This is a genomic window from Saccharothrix tamanrassetensis (genome assembly GCF_014203665.1).
Classification (GTDB): domain Bacteria; phylum Actinomycetota; class Actinomycetes; order Mycobacteriales; family Pseudonocardiaceae; genus Actinosynnema; species Actinosynnema tamanrassetense.
Genome location: NZ_JACHJN010000008.1, coordinates 337,413 through 356,334, shown reverse-complemented (window position 1 = coordinate 356,334; position 18,922 = coordinate 337,413). Strand labels below are relative to the sequence as shown.

The 18,922-nt window shown below is 72.5% G+C and carries 14 protein-coding genes; 7 read left to right on the top strand and 7 right to left on the bottom strand.

From position 1 onward, the window contains the following. Positions 1 to 243: 243 nt before the first annotated feature. The 3 genes from FHS29_RS25795 to FHS29_RS25790 form a co-directional block, all read right to left on the bottom strand. A complete protein-coding gene (locus FHS29_RS25795) occupies positions 244 to 1,878 on the bottom strand; it encodes an amidohydrolase (RefSeq protein ID WP_184694748.1) in 1,635 nt (544 codons plus the stop codon). A 7-nt stretch (positions 1,879 to 1,885) separates the two neighbouring features. After that, positions 1,886 to 2,020 carry a hypothetical protein gene (locus tag FHS29_RS37815; RefSeq protein WP_281391719.1) on the bottom strand — a complete coding sequence of 45 codons (135 nt, stop codon included), beginning with the start codon at positions 2,018 to 2,020 and terminating at the stop codon, positions 1,886 to 1,888. A gap of 160 nt (positions 2,021 to 2,180) precedes the next feature. Next, positions 2,181 to 3,482, bottom strand: a complete 1,302-nt coding sequence (locus tag FHS29_RS25790) for an amino acid permease (protein ID WP_184694865.1) — start codon at positions 3,480 to 3,482, stop codon at positions 2,181 to 2,183. Positions 3,483 to 3,719: 237 nt separating this feature from the next. Here FHS29_RS25790 and ligA point away from each other — a divergent pair, with 237 nt between their 5' ends. After that, positions 3,720 to 5,711, top strand: a complete 1,992-nt coding sequence (gene ligA / locus FHS29_RS25785) for an NAD-dependent DNA ligase LigA (RefSeq protein ID WP_184694746.1) — start codon at positions 3,720 to 3,722, stop codon at positions 5,709 to 5,711. Between the two features lie 75 nt (positions 5,712 to 5,786). Here the strand turns inward: ligA and FHS29_RS25780 are convergent, their stop codons facing one another. After that, positions 5,787 to 6,416 (bottom strand): TetR/AcrR family transcriptional regulator, encoded by a 630-nt coding sequence (locus FHS29_RS25780; RefSeq protein WP_184694744.1) that lies wholly within the window; start codon positions 6,414 to 6,416, stop codon positions 5,787 to 5,789. Between the two features lie 102 nt (positions 6,417 to 6,518). On the opposite strand from FHS29_RS25780, the gene FHS29_RS25775 reads away from it, so the two are divergent. The 5 genes from FHS29_RS25775 (at position 6,519) to FHS29_RS25755 (ending at position 13,046) form a co-directional block, all read left to right on the top strand. Further along, positions 6,519 to 7,715, top strand: a complete 1,197-nt coding sequence (locus tag FHS29_RS25775; protein WP_312865096.1) for an FAD-dependent oxidoreductase — start codon at positions 6,519 to 6,521, stop codon at positions 7,713 to 7,715. Between the two features lie 144 nt (positions 7,716 to 7,859). Further along, a complete protein-coding gene (locus FHS29_RS25770) occupies positions 7,860 to 8,510 on the top strand; it encodes a hypothetical protein (protein ID WP_184694740.1) in 651 nt (216 codons plus the stop codon). Between the two features lie 299 nt (positions 8,511 to 8,809). After that, positions 8,810 to 9,325: a DUF4360 domain-containing protein gene (locus FHS29_RS25765; RefSeq protein WP_184694738.1), complete on the top strand. Its 516-nt coding sequence runs from the start codon at positions 8,810 to 8,812 to the stop codon at positions 9,323 to 9,325. Between the two features lie 329 nt (positions 9,326 to 9,654). After that, on the top strand, positions 9,655 to 11,721 hold the full coding sequence (locus tag FHS29_RS25760) for a M6 family metalloprotease domain-containing protein (protein ID WP_376774469.1): 2,067 nt from the start codon (positions 9,655 to 9,657) through the stop codon (positions 11,719 to 11,721). A gap of 155 nt (positions 11,722 to 11,876) precedes the next feature. Further along, positions 11,877 to 13,046 (top strand): FAD-dependent oxidoreductase, encoded by a 1,170-nt coding sequence (locus FHS29_RS25755; RefSeq protein WP_184694734.1) that lies wholly within the window; start codon positions 11,877 to 11,879, stop codon positions 13,044 to 13,046. 122 nt (positions 13,047 to 13,168) lie between these two features. On the opposite strand, the gene FHS29_RS25750 is transcribed toward FHS29_RS25755, so the two are convergent. After that, positions 13,169 to 13,795: a histidine phosphatase family protein gene (locus tag FHS29_RS25750; protein ID WP_184694732.1), complete on the bottom strand. Its 627-nt coding sequence runs from the start codon at positions 13,793 to 13,795 to the stop codon at positions 13,169 to 13,171. Between the two features lie 10 nt (positions 13,796 to 13,805). Continuing rightward, a complete protein-coding gene (locus FHS29_RS25745) occupies positions 13,806 to 14,393 on the bottom strand; it encodes a transcriptional regulator (protein WP_221456585.1) in 588 nt (195 codons plus the stop codon). Between the two features lie 172 nt (positions 14,394 to 14,565). Here FHS29_RS25745 and FHS29_RS25740 point away from each other — a divergent pair, with 172 nt between their 5' ends. Further along, positions 14,566 to 15,804, top strand: a complete 1,239-nt coding sequence (locus tag FHS29_RS25740) for a PEP/pyruvate-binding domain-containing protein (RefSeq protein WP_184694728.1) — start codon at positions 14,566 to 14,568, stop codon at positions 15,802 to 15,804. 147 nt (positions 15,805 to 15,951) lie between these two features. On the opposite strand, the gene FHS29_RS25735 is transcribed toward FHS29_RS25740, so the two are convergent. After that, entirely contained in the window at positions 15,952 to 18,825 is a 2,874-nt protein-coding gene (locus FHS29_RS25735; protein ID WP_184694726.1) for an AfsR/SARP family transcriptional regulator, read from the bottom strand. Between the last annotated feature and the right edge of the window lie 97 nt (positions 18,826 to 18,922).

Genomic DNA, 18,922 nt, shown 5'->3' with positions numbered 1-18,922 from the left:
GCCGTAGGGCGCACATCAGAAGCCCTCGGCTTAACGTGGCGCGTCCGCGGAGGGGTGGGCTGACGTCCGTGGGCCTGCCTGACCACGGCAGGCCCACGGCGCGCTACCGCGACATGCGGTTCCGGCCGGTGACGCTCAGGCCTTGCGTTCAGTCCCTCGCGTTCAGTCCGTTGTGCTCAGTCCGTTGTGCTCAGTCCGTTGTGCTCAGTCCGTTGTGCTCAGTCCTCGGGCTTTCCGTCGGGCTCACTCGCGCTCGAACACCTTGCGCCCGGCGAACCACGTCTCGGTCACCTCGGTGGCGTGCAGCTCCGCGGTCGCGCTCTCGAACGGATTGCGGTCGAGCACGATGAAGTCGGCCGACTTGCCCGGCGTCAGCGACCCGGTGACGTCGTCGACCCCCATCGCGCGGGCCCCCGAGAGGGTGAACGCCTCGACCGCCTCGGCGAGCGTGATGGCCTGCTCGGGCCACAGCGCGCCCGCGTGGGCGCCCGCCGGGTCCTGCCGGGTCACCAGGCCCTGGATGCCCTCCCAGGCGTTCGGCGACTCGCTGACCGGCCAGTCCGACCCGCCCGCGACCAGGGCACCGCTGTCCAGCAGCGCGCGGTTGGGCTGCATGCGGGCCGCGCGCTCGGCGGGCAGCACGTTCGCGATGGCCGTGGGGATCACGCCGGGCACCCACAGGAACGGCGAGATGTCCGCGGCGACGCCCAGCGCGCCGAACCGCGCGAGGTCGTCGGGGTGCACGAACTGCCCGTGCGCCACCTGGAACCGGGTGTCGGTGTAGCCCTCGCCGCGCAGCTTCTCCACCGCGTCCAGCGTGGCGCGCACCGAGGCGTCGCCGGTGCAGTGGATCTTGGCGGACAGCCCGGCCCGGGCGGCGGCGCGCAGCCAGCCCTCCAGCTCGGCGGGCGGCATGGTCGGCGCGCCGTGGAAGCAGTCGCCGTGCACCTCGTCGGGCAGGTAGGGCTCCAGGAACGCCGCCGTGCGGGTCGGCGGGACGCCGTCGAGGAAGATCTTCACGAAGTCCGGCCGGTGGTGCTCGCTGCGGTAGCGCTCACCGACCTCCATCAGCGCCGACCCGATCGGGTCGTAGCCGAAGATCGGGTCGTTGACCAGCAGCGACGTCACCACCCAGGCGTCCAGCCGGCCGGCGTCGTCGAGCGACTTGAGCGCGTTGAGGATGTCGACCGACACCCCGGCGTCCTGGAACGCGGTGATGCCGTAGGAGTGCAGGATGCCGATCGCGTGCTGCGACGCGCGCGCGTGCTGCTCCTCGGTCAGCGTGCCGGTCTTCCGCACCGCCCGCTCGACCTGCACGCCCGCGGCCTCCAGCAGCACCCCGCAAGGGCTACCGGTGACCGGGTCGCGGACGATCACGCCGCCCGCCGGGTCCGGGGTCGACGCGGTGACCCCGGCCAGTTCCAGCGCCCGGCTGCTCACCCACCGGTTGTGCCTGCTGTCGTCGGAGAGCATGACCGGCCGGCCACCCGCCGCCGCGTCGAGCGCGCGTCGGGCGGACTCGTGCGACAGCCTCTCCACCAGCGTCGACGCCCAGGCGCCGCCGACCACCCACTCGTCCGGGCCGAGGTCGCGCGACCGGTGCCGGACCGCGTCCAGGATCGCCTCGAAGTCCAGGTCGCCGCCGAAGGTGAGCTCGAACAGCTCGGCCCGCCCGGCCAGCGCGTGGTGGTTGTGCACGTCGACCAGCCCGGGCATGACGAACGCGCCGCCCAGGTCGCGGACCTCGGTGTCCGGCCCGGGCTCGACCTCGTCGAGCGAGACCACCCGGCCGCCCTCGACGGCCAGCGAGGTGGCCCGGGGACGCGCGCGGTCGACGGTGTAGACGGTTGCGTTGGTGAGGATCAGATCGGCTGCCAAGGTGCGGTCACTCCCCGGTCAGGCCGCGGACGGCACCACGCGCGGCAGCACCCGGCAGCCGTCGATGCACGCCGAAGGCGGGATGGCGGAGTTCGGACCCGCCGCGCCCGGCGAGCGACCACTGGGCACCCGGACTGGACATGCGGCTCCTCACTCCCTGACCCGGGCAGTCTTGGCGTGCCCGAGCCCCGGCGGAACCCGCTCGCGGGTGGCCATGCGGCACCGGACAAGAAGGATGCGCTGACGGCCAAGCCGGCGCCCGACGGAGCACCCGCGACGGCGTGCACCGGTTGCGCACGCCTTCAGCGCGACCGCCGTCGGGTGATCACGGTGTGCGCGACGACCAGCACCGCGAAGAACGGCAGGCCCACCATCCAGGCGGTGTCCAGCCCGTCGATGAACGCCGTGGACACCAAGACGGCGAGCAGGAACAGCGCGGCGAGCCCGGACGTGACCGGCGCACCCCACAGCCGGACCGGTGACCGCCGGGTCGCGGCGCGGCGGAACGCCCAGTGCGTCGACAGGATCAGGATCCACACCAGCAGCGCGCCGAACACCGAGATGCCGAACAGGGCCAGGTAGGCGCTGTCGGTGACGGCGGACAGGGCGATGGCTAGGCCGGGCCCCGACGCGGACAGCGCGAGGGCGTTGCGCGGCACACCGGTCCGGCTCACCCGACCGGCCCACGCGGGCGCGTACCTGTCGGCTGCCAGCGAGTGCAGCATCCGCGTCGTCAGGTACAGGTTGGTGTTGGCACTGGACAACGCCGCGGTGAGCACGACGAAGTTGACGATCGTGGCGGCGGCCGGGATGCCCGCGCCCTCGACCACGCGGACGAACGGACTGGCGTCGACGGCCCCGCCCTGGGCGGTCGCGGTCCAGGGTGCCACGGCGACCACGACGGCTATCGCGAGGACGTAGAACAACACGAGTCGGAGCACCATGCGGCGCGCGGCGCGCGGGATGTCGCGTTCGGGGCGTTCCGACTCGGCGGCGGTGACCGCGACGACCTCGGTGCCGATGTAGCTGAACAACACGAACACCATGGCGAGGAACAGCCCCTCCAGGCCGTTGGGCAGGAACCCGCCGTGGGCGGTGAGGTTGGCCAGGCCGGTCGCCGGCGACCTGGGCAGGCCCACCGTGATCAGCACCAGGCCCAGCCCGATGAAGACCGCGATGGCGACCACCTTGATCATCGCGAGCCAGTACTCCACCGTGCCGAAGAACCGCACCGCCAACGCGTTCGTGCCGAGCGCCAGCACGGCGAAGGTGACCACGAGCGGCCACAGGGGCAGCTGCGGCCACCAGAACCGGACGTACAGCCCCGCCGCGACGATCTCTCCGCCGACCGCGATGGCCTGGATGGTCCAGTAGGTCCAGCGCTGCACGAAACCGGCCAGCGGCCCGAGGTACCGGTGTGCGATGGCGCCGAACGACCCGGCTTCCGGGTGCACCACGACCATCTCGGCCAGCGCCCAGGCGATGACGAACGCGACGAGGGCGCACAACGCGTACGCGAGGACCGTCGCGGGCCCGGCGTGGGAGATGGCGAGCGCCGAACCGAGGAACAGCCCCGTCCCGATGGCGCCGCCGAGACCGATCATGCCCAACTGCCGCCCGGTGAGCGCGCGCCGCAGACCGCCGGTGCCGGTGGTGCCCGACGGGTCCGCCACGGTGACCCTCCAGCCGATTCGCCGGGGCTGAACGCGTTCCAGCGAGTGTTGTGACCGGCGTGGCACGGTGTCAACCGACGAAGGGCTGCCCCACCGGCACACCCCCGCACCCACCCGGACGAACGCTGGTGAGGCGGTTTGTCGGTGGGCGCAGGTAGCTTGTTCGCCGTGGACGCTCGTGAACGGATCCAGGAACTCGCCGACCAGGTCGTGGTGCTGCGTGACGCCTACTACCGGGGTTCGCCGTCGGTGGCGGACGCCGAGTACGACGCGATCGAGGACGAGCTGCGGGGGCTGATCGAGGCACACCCGGAGCTGGCGCCCGACCCGAACCCCCTGGAGCAGGTGGGCGCGCCGGCGGTGCTGCACGCCCCGGTCCGGCACTCGCGTCCGATGCTGTCGCTGGAGAAGGCGACCCGGCCCGAGCAGGTCGCCGCGTTCTTCGACCGCTTCCCCGGCCAGCCGGTGGTGGTCATGCCGAAGCTGGACGGCCTGTCGCTGGCCCTGGTCTACGAGGACGGGCGGCTGGCCCGGGCGGTCACCCGCGGTGACGGCACGACCGGGGACGACGTGACCTTCCTGGTCCGGGCGCTGACCGACGGGATTCCCGACCGGGTCGACGCGCCGGGCCCGGTCGAGGTCCGGGGCGAGGCGGTGATGCTGCGCTCCACGTTCGCCGCCTACAACACCGCGCACCCGGACAAGCCGCTGATCAACCCGCGCAACGCCGCCGCCGGCACCCTGCGGGCGAAGGACCCGGCCACGGTCGCCGGGCGCCGCCTGCGGTTCTTCGCCTTCGACCTGGACACCAGCGCGGACACCGCGGCGGCCGACCTGGAGCACGGCCTGCGCACGCTCGGGTTCGACGTCGCCGAGATGCGGCACTGCGACGACGCCGAGGCGGCCCAGGCGGTGATCGGCGGGATCGAGCGGCAGCGCAACGACCTGGACTACGACCTGGACGGCGCCGTGCTGCGGCTGGCCGACCGCAACGCCTACGCGGCCGCCGGCACGCGGTCGAGTTCGCCGCGGGGCGCGTTGGCGTTCAAGTTCGCCGCCGAGGAGAAGACCACGGTGCTGTCCGATGTGGTCTGGGACGTCGGCAAGACCGGCAAGATCGCCCCGGTCGCCCACCTGGAGCCGGTCTTCGTGGGCGGCACGACGGTGACCCGGGCGACGCTGGCCAACCAGGAGGTCATTCGCGCGCGGGGCATCCGCATCGGCGACACGGTGCTGGTCCGCCGCGCCGGCGACGTGATCCCGTTCGTCGCGGGCGTGCTGGACGAGTCCAAGCGCACGGGCGCGGAGCGGGAGATCGAGCCGCCCACCGCGTGCCCCTCGTGCGGGCACCCGCTGACCGAACAGGGCAACAGCCGCGAACTGTTCTGCACCAACGTCGCCTGCCCCGCGCAGACCGTGCGGCGGCTGATCCACTGGGCGTCGCGGGCGGCGGCGGACATCGAGGCGGTCGGTCCGGTGTGGATCGAGCGGCTCGCCGAGGCGGGCGTCCTGGAACACCCGTCGGACTTCTACACCCTGACCAAGGAGCGGTTGCTGGAGTTCGACCGCATCGGCGAGACCTCGGCCACCCGCATGATCGAGTCCATCGCCACCAGCCGCGCCGTGGGCCTGCGCCGGGCGCTGATCGGGCTGGCGATCCCGATGGCCTCGGAGGGCACCGCCACCCGGCTGTGCCGCGCGGGGTTCGGCTCGCTGGAGGAGGTCGCCGACGCGGGCGAGGAACGACTCGTCGCCGTGGAGGACATCGGGCCGAAGGTCGCCGCCTCGCTGACCGAGCACCTCGCCCGGCTGCGGCCCGAGCTGGAACGGCTGCGGCAGCACGGAGTTTCCCTGGACGTGCGCGAGGAGGACCTGCCGCCCGTGGTCGCGTCCGACGCCCCGCTGGCCGACAAGACGGTGGTGATCACCGGCGCGATCAGCGACCCGCGCTCCGGTGAGAAGGTCCCCCGCCCCACCTTCCAGCGACTGTGCGAGAAGGCCGGCGCGACCACCGCGTCCTCGGTCTCGGCGAGCACCGACTACCTGATCACCGGTGCCGACGTCGGCGCGAGCAAGACCGCCAAAGCCGAGAAGCTCGGCGTCCAGGTCGTCGACCAGGGCGAGATCTGGCAGCAGCTGATCGCAGCCGGCATCGTCTAGCCACCGCCCGGTCGTCCGCGCAACGCTCCAGTGGTCGGGCAGCGGGCTTCGGAGCCACGCGGGCGGGTACCGCTCCTACCCGCTTTCCCTCGCGCCGACCCCGGGCCGGCGTGGTGCCGCCGTGGCGAGGTCCTCGACCAGCGCGGTGACCGTGTGCCGGATGCGTCCGTGGACGTCGGAGCCGGTGTCGGCGGTGAGCACGACGTGGTGGAGCACGCCGACGAGCGCGAGGGCCAGCGCCTCGGGGTCGGCGGCCGCGGTGACCCGGCCGAGCCGTTGCTCGGCCGCGAGGTAGCCGGCGACCGCGTTCTCGATCGCGTCGAGACCGGCCGTCTTCTCGCCGAGCACGGCGCGGACACGCCCCACCAGTTCCGGCCGTGAGACGAGGAGCCTGGCCAACGCCAGGACGGTCACCGGCGGGGTCGAGAGCACGGCGTCGCACAGGTTCCCGACGACGCTCCCGGTGCCGGCCCGCTCCGGCAGAGCCGCGGCTCCGGCGCACACCACGAAGGCGCGGTCGACGGCGTACGCGGCCAGGAAGGCGTCGAAATCGGCGAAGTGCGAGTACAGCAGCCCGGTCGCGACGCCGATCTCGCCCGTGACGGCCCGACCGCTCAGCCTGCCCGGCCCATCGCGGACGATCACGCGTTCGGCGGCGGCGAACAGCTGCTGCCGGATCTCCGGGATGGCGACACCTCTGGGCACCCCCTCAGTCTAAGTGCCCGGCCGACCTTGCGCCCGGAATGAGCATGTGTTCATACTGGGTTTGAGCACATGCTCATACTTGTTCGGACCCGGGGAGCGGCAGTGACGGATGGTGTCGGGGGCAGCGGTGCGCGGGCAGGACGGGTGGTCGTCTCGGGCGCCGGGATCGCGGGTTTGGCCACCGCGCTGCGACTGCACCAGGCGGGGTGGGAAGTGCTCGTGGTCGAACGTGCCCCGGCCCGCCGCAGCGGCGGCTACCTGGTGAACCTGCCCGGACAGGGCTACGACGCCGCGGAACGCCTCGGTGTGCTGCCCGGGCTGGCACGTCGACGCCTCGGTGCGTTCACGACGATCCTGGTCAAGTCCGACGGTCGGCAGAAGTTCGTGGTGCCGGCCGCGTTCGCGCAAGCCGCGCTGGGCGCACGGGTGATCACCCTGTTCAGGGGCGATCTGGAGGCCGCGCTGTACGAGGCGGTGCGCGATGTCGTCGAGATCCGCTTCGGCACCACGGTGCGGACCGTCACCCAGGACCGTGCCGGAGTCCGGGTCGTGCTGAGCGACGGCACGTCCGAGCGCGCCGAACTCCTCGTCGGCGCCGACGGTCTGCACTCCGGCGTCCGCCGGGTCGTGTTCGGTCCCGAGACCGACTTCCGGGTGGACCTGCAGCACCTGGTGGGGGCGTTCCCACTCGACCGGGTTCCGGAAGACGTGCCGGAGGCGGCCGGGACCACGTTCATCGGCGTACGGCGCACGGCGGCGGTGATCAACCTGGGACCAGGGCGGTCCTCGGCGTTCTTCACCTACCGCCACGCTGATCCGGCGGCCGAGCTGGCGCGAGGACCGGTGCGGAGCCTCACCGCGGCGTTCGGGGACCTCGGCGGAGGCGTGCCCGACGCGCTTCGCCAACTGGGAGCCGACCCGTCCGGTGCCTACTTCGATTCCGTGAGCCAGGTCGTGATGGAGCGGTGGAGCCGAGGGCGGGTCGTGCTGCTCGGCGACGCGGCCTGGTGCGTCACGCTGTTCGCCGGCTACGGCGCGGCCCTCGCCCTCGCCGGGGCCGACCGGCTGGGTGCCGCGCTGGCGGAGCACGGTAGCGATGTCCCCGCGGCGTTGGCCCACTGGGAGGCTCACCTTCGTCCCGAGATCCGCAAGCGGCAAGCATTGGCCCGCAAGGGGATCAGCCAGTTCGCCCCGCCCAGCGAGGCACACGTGCGGGCACGCGACCTGATGATGCGGGCAATCCAGCTGCCGGGGATCCGCAGCCTGGTCCGGCGTTCCATCGAGCGGGCGAGCCGGTAGGCCACAGCGGCCCTGAGGTCATCGCGAATCTCCGGTGCGGTGGACAGGCGACCCGCCGTCGCAGGTTCACCGCACCGGTCGAACCGAGCCGCCGCGGTGTCCGGTTGACTTGGCGCGCTCAACCAGGGCTTCGAGGAGGCGCGCGTGGAACGGCCCCAACACAGGAGACCATTAGTCGCGGTGGCGATGATCGGGGTGGCGTTGGCCGCCGTGGCGGGGCTCGCGGCATTGGCCGTGTGGCTGCTACCCGCGGAGTCGGCGGTGCCGGATGATCACTCGACCGAGCGCCCGGCCCCGACCGACAAGCTGCTCGACGTCGAGATCCCACCGTCCTCCTACGACGTCGCCGCCTCCTCCTGGCAGCCATACGGTCCTCTCTACGAGGCCGCCAACGACCTGTACACGCGCCACGGCGTGACCCACGCCCACGTATACGGACAGTCCACCGGCCGCCTCGTCTACCGCATCGACCTGGACGAGTTCAGCGGCACCCGTGCCGAACTGACCGCACGGCTGTCCGCCGATGCCGTGGGCTACTCCGACGCACAGGCGCGCCACTCCGACGTCGCCCTGGTGGTCAACCGGACACCGCTGCCGGTCCGCCGCGTCACGCCCGATGACGGACGCGGCGCCCACTACACCTGGCAGTTCGACGCCACGCTGCTCCGCCCCGGCCAGAACACCGTCGAGTTCGTGGTCGACGCCTCGGCGGAGTTCCCCAACGGCCTGTGCGTCTACGGCGACGCCATCGCCCCCGGACACACCGACGAACGAATCAAGCTGCGCACCGGGTAGCAGAACCGGGGCACGGCCGGCAGCGGCGCACCCAACCGATGTTTTGGTCACCCGATCAGTGACTGATTCGGACAGGCGACAGCCGAGCTCACCCAATGTGCGCGATCGTCCATCCGGTGGAGTTTCGTCACAGGTGCTCCCGCTACCGTCTGGTGCTGCCGCCGCAACCGGACACGGATTCAGAAAGGCCCCTCATGCTGACCACAGCAGCGGCGATGCTCTTAGCCGTCTCCACGGTGGTTCCGGCCGACGGAACGGACGTTGCGGACGAACCAGCTCCCCCGACGCGGGTCGAAGTGGTGAGCGTCAACGGATCGGGCTGCCCCGCCGGGACCGCGGACGTCTCGGCCGGCAGCACGACCTTCAGCGTCTCCTACCGCGCGTTCGTCGCCCATGCGGGCGCCGGGGCGGATGCCGCCGACTCCCGGAAGAACTGCCAGCTGAACCTCCGCGTGAGCCTCCCGCCGAACCACACCTACGGCCTCGCCCGGACCTCGTACAACGGCTACGCCCACCTGGAGCCGGGCGCGACCGCCCTGCACCGCATCAACATCTACTTCCAGGGCTCGTCGAACAACACGACGCTGAACTTCCCGTTCGCCGGCCCGATGTCCGACGAGTGGCGATCGACCTACTGGCCGAACCCGGACGACATCGTCTACTCCCCGTGCGGCGGCGACCGCAACCTCAACATCAACGCGGAGCTGCGGGTCGACCTCGGCACGTCGGACCGCGCCAAGCGGAGCTTCATCCTGGCGGAATCCAGCTCCGGCGCCGTCCGCACGCGACACGACTTCACCACGAAACCCTGCTGACGCCAAGACACCTGCCGAGCGCGACACAGGCCCTCCGGCCACCCGGCGACGACCACGGTCGCCGGCACGTCGTAGTCCTGGCCCGCCGAACGGGTCAGGACTACGGCGCCGAGCTTCCCTGAGCGTCGTGGACCTGGAGACCCGACGCGGTTCACGACGGCGACGAGTCGGTGACGACCGGCAGGCAGGGGCGGTGAACACCAGCAACTGACAACCGGACCGAAGGCTGTGCCGGGCGATTGACGGCGGTTAGCGTGTGTGGACAACTCTACGGAGGTGGCATGCACCACACACGGGTTCGTCGTGGGCACAGGCGCCCTGTCCTCTTATTGACCGCGCTGTTCTCGGTTGCCGCGCTGATCGCGGGCAACGCCGGCGCGGTCGCCGCTCCCCACGACGTGCCACCACACCCCTGGCAGTACGACCACTGGCCACAGCAGCAGCCGTGGCAGCAGACCCGGGACTCCGCGCGCGTGGCCGCGCAAGCCGGCTTCCCGGGGCCCATCGACCCGCAGGACTGGGTCAACCCGGACCACATGACGTGGGAGCGGGACTACAAGAAGATCCCCGGCACCAACTGGGCCGACCCGTCGGTCAAGGGTTCGGTGCGCACCTTCAAGGGCGCGCTGGTCCTGCTGGACTACCCGAACCAGCCGTTCGTCGTGACCCAGCCGCCGCAGTCGACGGTGTTCGGCAACCCCAGCACGGAAGCCCACGACATCCCGCGTGATCGGGTCGCGCAGTTCTACCAGGACTTCCTCAACAAGCCGAACGGGCTCAACCGCGGTCACACCGTGCACGAGTACTGGATGGAGGACTCCGGCGGGCGTTACGGCGTCGACCTGACGGGGTTCGGCCCGTACACCATGCCGGGCAAGGACCACGAGTACGCCATGGAGTTCCAGGACGGCACCGGCTGCCCGGCGGGTGACACGTGCAACCGCGACATCCGCACCGACGGCCGCGCGGCCTGGGTCGCCGACGTCGGGTCCGCGGTGCCGGCGGGCTTCGACTTCGTCTACTTCCTGTCCGCGGGCCAGGACGAGTCCGGCACCTGGCAGGAGTTCGGGACGATGAAGTTCCCGACCAAGGAGGACGTGCCCGACGAGTTCGGCCCGCCCGACGCCGCCCTGCCGAACTGGTCGCGCACCCGCTACGTCGACTGGACGTCGTGGGCGGCGGGCTCCAGCCTCTGGCCCAACGCCGGCAGCGGTTCGTCCACGCAGGCGGAGAGCTCCGGCCAGGGTGTGTACGCGCACGAGCTGAGCCACCTGCTCGGCATCGGCGACAACTACAACAACCCGTACGGCAACCCGCCGCGCCGCGCCTACACCGGTATCTGGGACATGCTGTCCCGCGGTTCCTTCAACGGACCCGGCGGCCCGCACTCCCGCTGGGTCATCCCGGCGACCGCGGGCGCGTCGATGGGCGCGCAGCACGTGCTGCGCAACAAGATCAAGCTCGGCATCGTCGACGAGCGCAACGTGCTGCGGCTGTCCCGCGCGGCACTGGCCGACTCCGGGACGGTGATCGCCCAGGTGACCGCCCGGACCGTGCAACCCGGGCCGAACGGGCTGTCGGGGGTCGACATCGCGCTCGACAACGGCGACCTCTCCCCCGCCTGCGACGTCCGGACCGACCCGCTCTGCGACGGCGGCGGCTACCAGAACTACACGGTCGAGGTCGTGGACCGGATGGGTTCGGACTCGTTCACGCCGGACGCGGGCGTGCTGCTCGCCAAGACCAAGAACGAGGACCGCGCGCCGTTCGCGTGGGTGGTCGACGCGAACCCGCAGGACATCGCCATGACCGACTACGTCCTGCCGGACGGGACCAAGGTGCCCATCACGGTCGGCGACTACCGCCAGCTCTCGGACGCCCTGTTCCACGCCGGCACCGGCTCGGGCAGCGAGTTCGAGTACGTCGACCAGGCCAACCGCCTGCACTTCTACGTGCTGAACGTCAAGCGCGACCGCCAGGGCCTGCTGTCCTACACGGTCGCCATCCGGTCGCTCGACGGCACGGGCGGCCCGCAGCGGCGGGGCGTGCGGGTCCTGCCGACCGCCGGCCGGACCGGCTCGGACGGCGTGGCCACCTGCCGGTTCCCGTTGTTCAACACCGGTCGCGGGGCCACCCCGGCCGGACAGCACCCCGAGGACGTCGCGCCGTACCTCGACGGCGACGTGTACCGCGTCTCGGCCACCGCCGAGAATCGCGGTTGGACGGTCTCCGTGCCGAACGCGTTGGCCACGGCGAAGTTCGGCCGGCAGGTCCAGGTCCCGGTGCACGTGAAGCGGGACGGCGGTTCGCTGCTGACCAAGGTGACCCTCAAGGCCACGTCGGAGAGCGACCCGACCAAGACCGCGACCGCGACCTGCACCGTGCTCGGGCGGTAAGCGCTCCCGCGGAGGGTCACGGGTGGACACGCGGCACCCGGCCGCGTGTCCACCACACCGCCCTGTCCCCGGCCGGCGGATTCCACCTGTCACGTCTCGCGGTGCTGTCCCGTCCCGTTGGTACACGGGTTGCCGACAGGAGCACGGAGACGGAAGTGGCGCGAGAGATCGTGGTGATCGGCGGCGGGCTGGCCGGGCTGACGGCAAGCATCGCCTGCGCGGAAGCGGGTGCGGCGGTCACGCTGCACGAAGCACATTCCACCCTCGGCGGCAGGGGCCGGACGACTCCGCCACCGTACGTGGCGCACGAGGGCGCCCACGTCTTCTACGCCGACGGCCCGCACTGGACCTGGCTGGTTGAACGCAACCTGATCGGCGACCTGGCCGGGATCCCGGCGCGGGCAGCGCTGGTGGCGGGCTTCCGGTACCGGGGGAAGCTGCGTCGTCGGCCCTTCCCCGGCCTGCTGCGCATGATCCGCGACCGGCGCCGTTCCGCCCCCGTGGACCGGGACTTCGCGAGCTGGGCGGGCGAGCGGTACGGCGCCGAGGCCGCGAAGGCAGCGGCCAACGCGATCTCCGTCGTCACGTTCGACGCCGACACCGGCCGGCTGTCGGCGGCGTTCGTCTGGGAACAGCTGCACCGCGTCTTCGCCCCGACCCGCCCCGCAGTCCGGTACGTGGTCGGTGGCTGGCCCACGGTGTTCGCGCGGATGGCGCGGCGCGCTCGGGAGCTCGGCGTGCAGATCGAGCTGAACTCCCGGGTCACGGAGATCCCGTCGGTGCCCACGATCGTGGCCACCGAACTGGCCAGTGCCCGCGCCCTGCTCGGTGACGACAGCCTGACGTGGGAGAGCGGTCGGTGCGTCATGCTGGACCTCGCGGTGCACCGCAGGCGCGGCGACATGTTCATCGTGTTCGACGCCGACCAGGGCGGGTTCCACGAGTGCTACACGATGCAGGACCCGTCGCTCGCGCCGGAGAACCAGTCGCTGTTCCAGCTCGACATGCCGATCCGGTCCGGGGAGTCACGAGCCGACGCGATGGCCAGGGTCGAGGAGCTCGCCGACCTCGCCGTCCCGGGCTGGCGGGAGCGCACCACCTGGAAGCGCGACGCCGTCGCACGCGGACGCAGCGGCGCTCTCGACCTGCCGGGGCAGACCTGGCGTGACCGTCCCGCGATCGTGCGCGGAGGAGATGTGTTCCTGGCGGGCGACATGGTCGCGGCACCGGGAATGCGCGGTGAGATTTCCATGAACAGTGCCGTTGTCGCGGCACAGGAGGCTTTGCGCGCGGCGGGTATCCCCGCAGCATCCGCACAACACTGAATCGACCGCGCCCGGGGCGTGTCCTCGAACTGTCCACACTGAACGACCCGCTGCGGCAACTACCCGACGATGACGTCGTGACCCGGACGCCGACACGGCGGAACGGCGTCGACCGAAGGGCTTCACGGCCGCACGGCCGCCGGGAACCCGGTCCAGCGCAGGTCGGCCGGCAAGTGGGTCATGTCGTTGAACATCACGAGCGCGGGAGGGAGGCCGTCGCGGTACTGGATCACCGTCAGTGCCGTGTTGGCACTGTTCAAACCGACCCACCGGTGCGGCGGCGCGCCGAGTGCGTGCCGCACCAGCCAAGCGATCTGGAACGCGTGCGTCACCAGAACCTCGTGCGTCGCGGTTGGTGTGTCGGCCTGTGCCCTTTCCGTGGCCTGGTCGGCGACTCTCGCGAACCGGGACACCAAGGCCTCGGCGAGCCGTCCACCCGAGGCCACCTCGGCGTCGTCGTACTCGTCGAAGAAACCGGCCCAGGGCGGCGGCATTTCGGTCGCACCCGGGACGTAGGGCACGTGGTCGGTGAGTTCGACGGCCTCGGCGACGGGCACGTCCGGCAGGTGCCGGGCGACTTCGCGGGCACTCGCCACGGCGCGTGGGATCGGCGAGTGCCACACGGCGTCGACCGGCAGGCCGGCCAGCCGTTCGCCGAGCAGGTTCGCCTGCCGTCGCCCGACGTCGGTGAGTCGACCGAACTCATCCGCTGCACCGTGGCGCGCCAGGTAGAGGTGTCGGGTCGCCATGAAGGGCAACCTACCGAGGTCCCGACTCCGCGCCGCGCTCCACGCCCAAGGTCGACAGCAGGTCCTCGTGGAGTTCCATCCACGTGGCGTGGCAGGAGGCCACGCCGACACCGGCCACCCACTGCCCCTCCCCCGCACGCGCGCGGGCCAGGGCTGCGGAGAACCGCTCGTCGTAGCCACCGAACCGCGCCAGCGCTCCCGTCAGAGCACCGACCAACCGCCCCAGCTCGTCGGCGAGCGCGGAAAGCTCGTCCAGCACGCGAGCGTCCCACTCCGGGTCGCTGTGGTCGTTGACCGCGAACTGGTTCCCGTCCTCGGGCTTCAGCTGCCAGTCGGTGCACGCACGCACCAGGCGCTCGTTCAGGGGCAGGAACGCCCGATGCGCGTCCTCCACGACGGTCCGGGCCCGGGCTTCGTCCAGCTCCTCGGCGAGCCTCCTGGCGTCCTCGGCCTTGCCCCGCCCGGTGAGCGTCCACCCGCCGGTGCCGGCGAACTCGACGCGCGTCACCCAGCCGTAGGCCTCGTTGTCCTCCAGCAGTTCGGAAACCTTGTGCCGGTCGACCCCGGTGCGACGGGCGACCGCGAGGTCGTCGGCCACGCCGGTCACCCGAACTGCGTGCAGGACCAGCAGGTCCGGCGATGAGTACCATCGCGACGGTGAGGCGTGCGTCATGGTTCAGAGCATCCGGGCAGGAGCCCCCGACGTCAAACGACGGTGCACGCGCTGAAAAGGCCGGGCCCGGCGGGCAGAAGCGAGTGCCGGAGGAGCGGTGCTGATCGACCTGGCCGAGGCCGGGCCCGCGACCTCGGGCGGCAAGGCCGCTCCGCTCGCCCGGCTCGTGCGGGCCGGGCTGCCGGTACCGCCGGGATTCGTGGTGCCGACCAGCGTCTACGAGGAGGCCGTCGCCGGCCTCGATCTCGCCGGCGCCGCCCGTCACGGGGCCGGGGCCGCGCGACTGCTGGTCGGGCGGGCGACCCTTCCTCCCGCGCTGGTCGGCGAGATTTCCCTTGCGCTCGAACGAATCGCCGACCCGTCCGGCGACGGTTGCGTCGCCGTGCGTTCCTCGGCGACCAATGAGGACGGTGTCGACGCCGCGGCGGGGCAGCACGACACCTTCCTGGGCGTCCGCGGTCCCGACCAGGTGGCCGATGCCGTTCGCAGGTGCTGGGCGTCACTGTGGTCCGAGCGTGCCGTCGAGTACCGGCGGTGGCGGGCCGAGGACGCGCGGGCCGACCTGCCCGCGACCGCCGTGCTGGTGCAGCGCCTGGTGGACGCCGACGTCGCCGGTGTGCTGTTCACCGGAACCGACATCCGGATCGAGGCGTCGTGGGGTCTGGGCGTGCGCGTCGTCGACGGTCGGATCACTCCGGACTCCTGGGTGGTGGCCGATGACGCGATCGCCCGGCGGGCGACCGGCGTCAAGGACGCGCGGCTGGACCGCGTGGGCACGCGGGTCGTCACGCGCGAGGTGCCGCCCGCCGACCGGGACCGGCTCTGCCTGGCCGACGACGTCGTACTCCGGCTCGCCCGACTGGGCCGCGAGATCGAGGGCCTGCTCGGTGGGCCACGGGACGTCGAGTGGGCGATCGCCGACGGTCGGATCTGGATCCTGCAGGCCCGTCCGGTCACCGCCGCCCTCCCGACCGCGCGCGCCGCGTCCTCGGACAGCGCCGCGGATCGCACCTCGTTGACCGGCACGCCCGGCAGCGTCGGGCTCGCCACCGGACCGGTGCGCGTGGTGCTCGGCCCGGACGACTTCGCCAGGGTGCGCCCCGGCGACGTGCTCGTGTGCCGGACCACGGAACCGGCGTGGACCCCGCTGTTCGGGGTCGTGGCCGCGGTCGTCACCGAGACCGGCGGCCTGCTCTCGCACGCCGCGATCGTGGCACGCGAACAGGGTCTGCCCGCCGTGCTCGCGGTCCCGGACGCGACGACGGTGCTGCCCGACGGCGCGACGGTCGAAGTGGACGGGAGCACCGGCCGGATCGTGCTGGTCGAGGAGCAGTAGGCCCCGGCGACCGCGCCGCAGGGCGGTGACGGCGGGCAGCCGGTCCGGAAACCCGCACGCTCCGGCGGTCGAGGAGGTCGGCGCGGGCTCCGCCCCGTGCGCGATCCGACGCGCTGCCGGCTCGGCCGTGGTCAGTCCGCACCGTGGTCAGTCCGAGGCAAGCGCGCGTTCGAGACTGACCCGGGTCTTGGCGAGCCGGCGCGGGTCGTCGAGCTTCTCGAACACCGCGAGCCCGCGCCTGATCAGTGCCAGCGCCTGCCTCCGGTCGCCCAGCGCCAGGTGGATGTCGCCGAGGCACACCTCGGTGCACGCGGCGCCGTGCTCGTCCAGCGTCAGCGCGAACACCTCGCGGCTGCGCACCGCGCACGAGTAGGCCCGATCCAGGTCGCCGACGCCGAGGTGCAGGTAGGCGAGGCTGCGCCAGGCGGCTGCCTCCCGCCGCCGGTCGCCCAGGTCGTGGAACTCCCGCCGGCTCGCGTTCAGCATCTCCAGCGCTTCCGCCACGTCGCCGCGCTCGCGCCGCACGATGCCGAGTTCGCGCAGCGACGCGGCCCGCCACCGCCGGTCGCCCAGCCGGCCGAACTCGTCCGTCGCCCGCCGCAGGCAGCGCTCCGCCTCGTCCCAACGCCCCTGGTAGCGGTGCAGCACGCCCAACTCGCGCAGGGCGTAGGCCAGCCACCGCGGCTGGTCGAGCACGGCCAGGCGGCGGAGGCACTCGGCGAAGCACGCCGCCGCGGCGGGCAGCCTGCCCTGCAACCGGTGGCCGACACCGACCGACAGCAGGGTGACCACCTCCAGCAGGGCGTCGCCCGCCGCGGGCAGCACCTCCAGGCACTCCCGGAAGAGCTTCTCGCACAACGCGAACTCCCGCTGCTCCCTGGCCGCGAGACCCCGCGCGAACAGCGCGAACGCCGTCCAGTAGGCGCTGCCCGACCGGCGGGCGGCGGCCAGGCCGAGATCCAGCACGCGCACCAGGTCGTCCCACTGGGCGCGCAGCTCCAGGTAGGCGCCCATCGTCGCGCCGAGCCGGCAGGTCAGCTCGTCGGACCCGTTGCGGACCGAGGTCTCGATCGCTTCGAGCAGGCAGCCGTGCTCCTCGTCCAGCCAGCCGGGGGCGTCCGCCACCAGGTCCTCGACCAGTCCGGGCGCGCCGAGGTCGAGCGCCGGGGCCCGGAACTCGGGCAGGCCGCCGAACCCGAGCCGGACGTCGGCCTGGCGCGCGATGTGCAGGTAGGCGTCGAGGACGCGCCGCTCCGAGTGCTGCCGTTCCTCTGCCGTGCTGTCCTGTTCCGCCTTCTCCTCGGCGAACAGCCGGAGCAGGTCGTGGAAGTGGTACCGGAGGCGGCCCGCCGCACTCGTCCCGCACTCCAGCAGGTTGGCCTCCACCAACCGCTCCAGGAGTCGCTCGGTGGGGTGCAGGTCCTGATCGAGCGCCGCGGCCGCCGCCCAGGCCGGGAAGCTCGCGCCGGGCAGCAGCGCCAGCAGCCGGAACGCCCGCCGTTCCGGCTCGCCCAGGCCGGCGTAGCTGAGCAGGAAACCGGCCCGCACCTCGCGGTCGCCGCCGACCAGCTCGTCCAACCGGTGCTGCTCGTCCTCCAGCCGCAGCGCCAGCGCGTCCGCCGTCAGGTGGGGCAGCGAGCGGAGTTTCGTGCCGACGATGCGCAGCGCCAGCGGCAGGCCGCCGCACAGCTCGGTGATGCGCCGGGCCGCGCCCCGCTCGACCGCCTCGTCGCCCACCAGCTTGCCGAGCAGGCGCGCCGAGTCGGCCGGGGCGAGCGCGCTGAGCCGGATCCGCTTGCAGGTGTCCAGCCCGGTCAGCCTGCTCCGGCTGGTGATCAGCACGCAGCAGCCCGGGTGGCCGGGTAACAGCGGCCTGACCTGGTCCTCCGACGCGGCGTTGTCGAGCACGAGCAGCACCCGCCTGCCCGCCAACCGGTCGCGGAACATGCCCGCCCGCTCCTCGGCCCGGCTCGGGACGTCGACACCGGCCACCCCGAGGTCCCGCAGGAACCGGGCCAGCACCTCCTCCGGTCGGCGCGGCCGGCGGTCGGCTCCCCGCAGGTCGACGAACAGCTGGCCGTGCGGGAACGACGTGGCCAGCCGGTGGCCGGCGCGGATCGCGAACGCGGTCTTGCCGACACCGGGGCAGCCGGTCACCGTCACGACCGGCAGGACGGCGGACTCCCGGCCGACCAGCCCGGACAGCTCGTCCAGGGCCCCGTCCCGGCCGGTGTAGTGGTCGGCCTCCGGGGGCAGTTGGCGCGGGCGGTGGTCGGTGGGAACGCGCTGCGGCACGGGGGCGTCGGCCAGCAGCACGCCGTGCAGCTCCCGCAGGGCCTGGCCCGGCGCGACCCCGAGGTCGGTGTCCAGCATCCGGTAGACCTGCTGGTAGGCGTTCAGCGCGTCCGCCCGGCGGCCGGACCGGTAGAGGGCGAGCATGAGCTGCCCCCACGACTCCTCGCGCAGCGGGTGGTCGGCGACGAGCTTGCGCAGTTCCCCGACGAGATCGGCGTGCTGCCCCAGTTCCAGCCGGACGTTGACGTGCCGCTCCACCACGGCGAGCCGCTGCTCCTCCAGCCTGGCCAACTCCGACCGGAGCACCGGGCCGGCGGCGTGGCCCTCCAGCGCGCCGCCCCGCCACAACCGCAGCGCCCGGTCGAACAGGTCCGCCGCCGCGGCGAGGTCCCCGCCGTGCAGGGCGCGGTCACCGGCCGCGCTCAGCCGTTCGAACTCCATCAGGTCGAGTTCGCCTTCGCCGACGACCAGCGCGTAGCCACCGGACCTGGTGACCAGCCGCGACGGGCCGAGGCGCTGCCGCAACCCCGCCACGTAGGTGCGCAGGTTGGACGCCGGGGTCGCGGGCGGTGCGTCCCACACGGACTCGGCGAGGTAGCCGATGCCGGCCGTCTCGTTGGCCCGGAGCAGCAGTGCCGCCAGCACCGCCCGTTGTCGCGAGCCCCCCAGCGCGACGGCCGCACCTCGATCACGGACCTCGAAGGGTCCAAGGATGCGGAATTCCACGGTTCGCAGTGTGCCCGACGGGTTGCCGCATCTGGGCGGGATCTGGGCAATCGGGCGACCACGGTTGTGCGCACTGCCGAATGTGCAGGTCGGATAC

Excerpts from the sequence above, each read along its gene's own strand:
- FHS29_RS37815 (WP_281391719.1), bottom strand. The coding sequence starts at position 2,020 with ATGTCCAGTCCGGGTGCCCAGTGGTCGCTCGCCGGGCGCGGCGGGTCC.
- FHS29_RS25790 (WP_184694865.1), bottom strand. The coding sequence starts at position 3,482 with ATGATCGGTCTCGGCGGCGCCATCGGGACGGGGCTGTTCCTCGGTTCG.
- FHS29_RS25750 (WP_184694732.1), bottom strand. The coding sequence starts at position 13,795 with ATGGCGACCCGACACCTCTACCTGGCGCGCCACGGTGCAGCGGATGAG.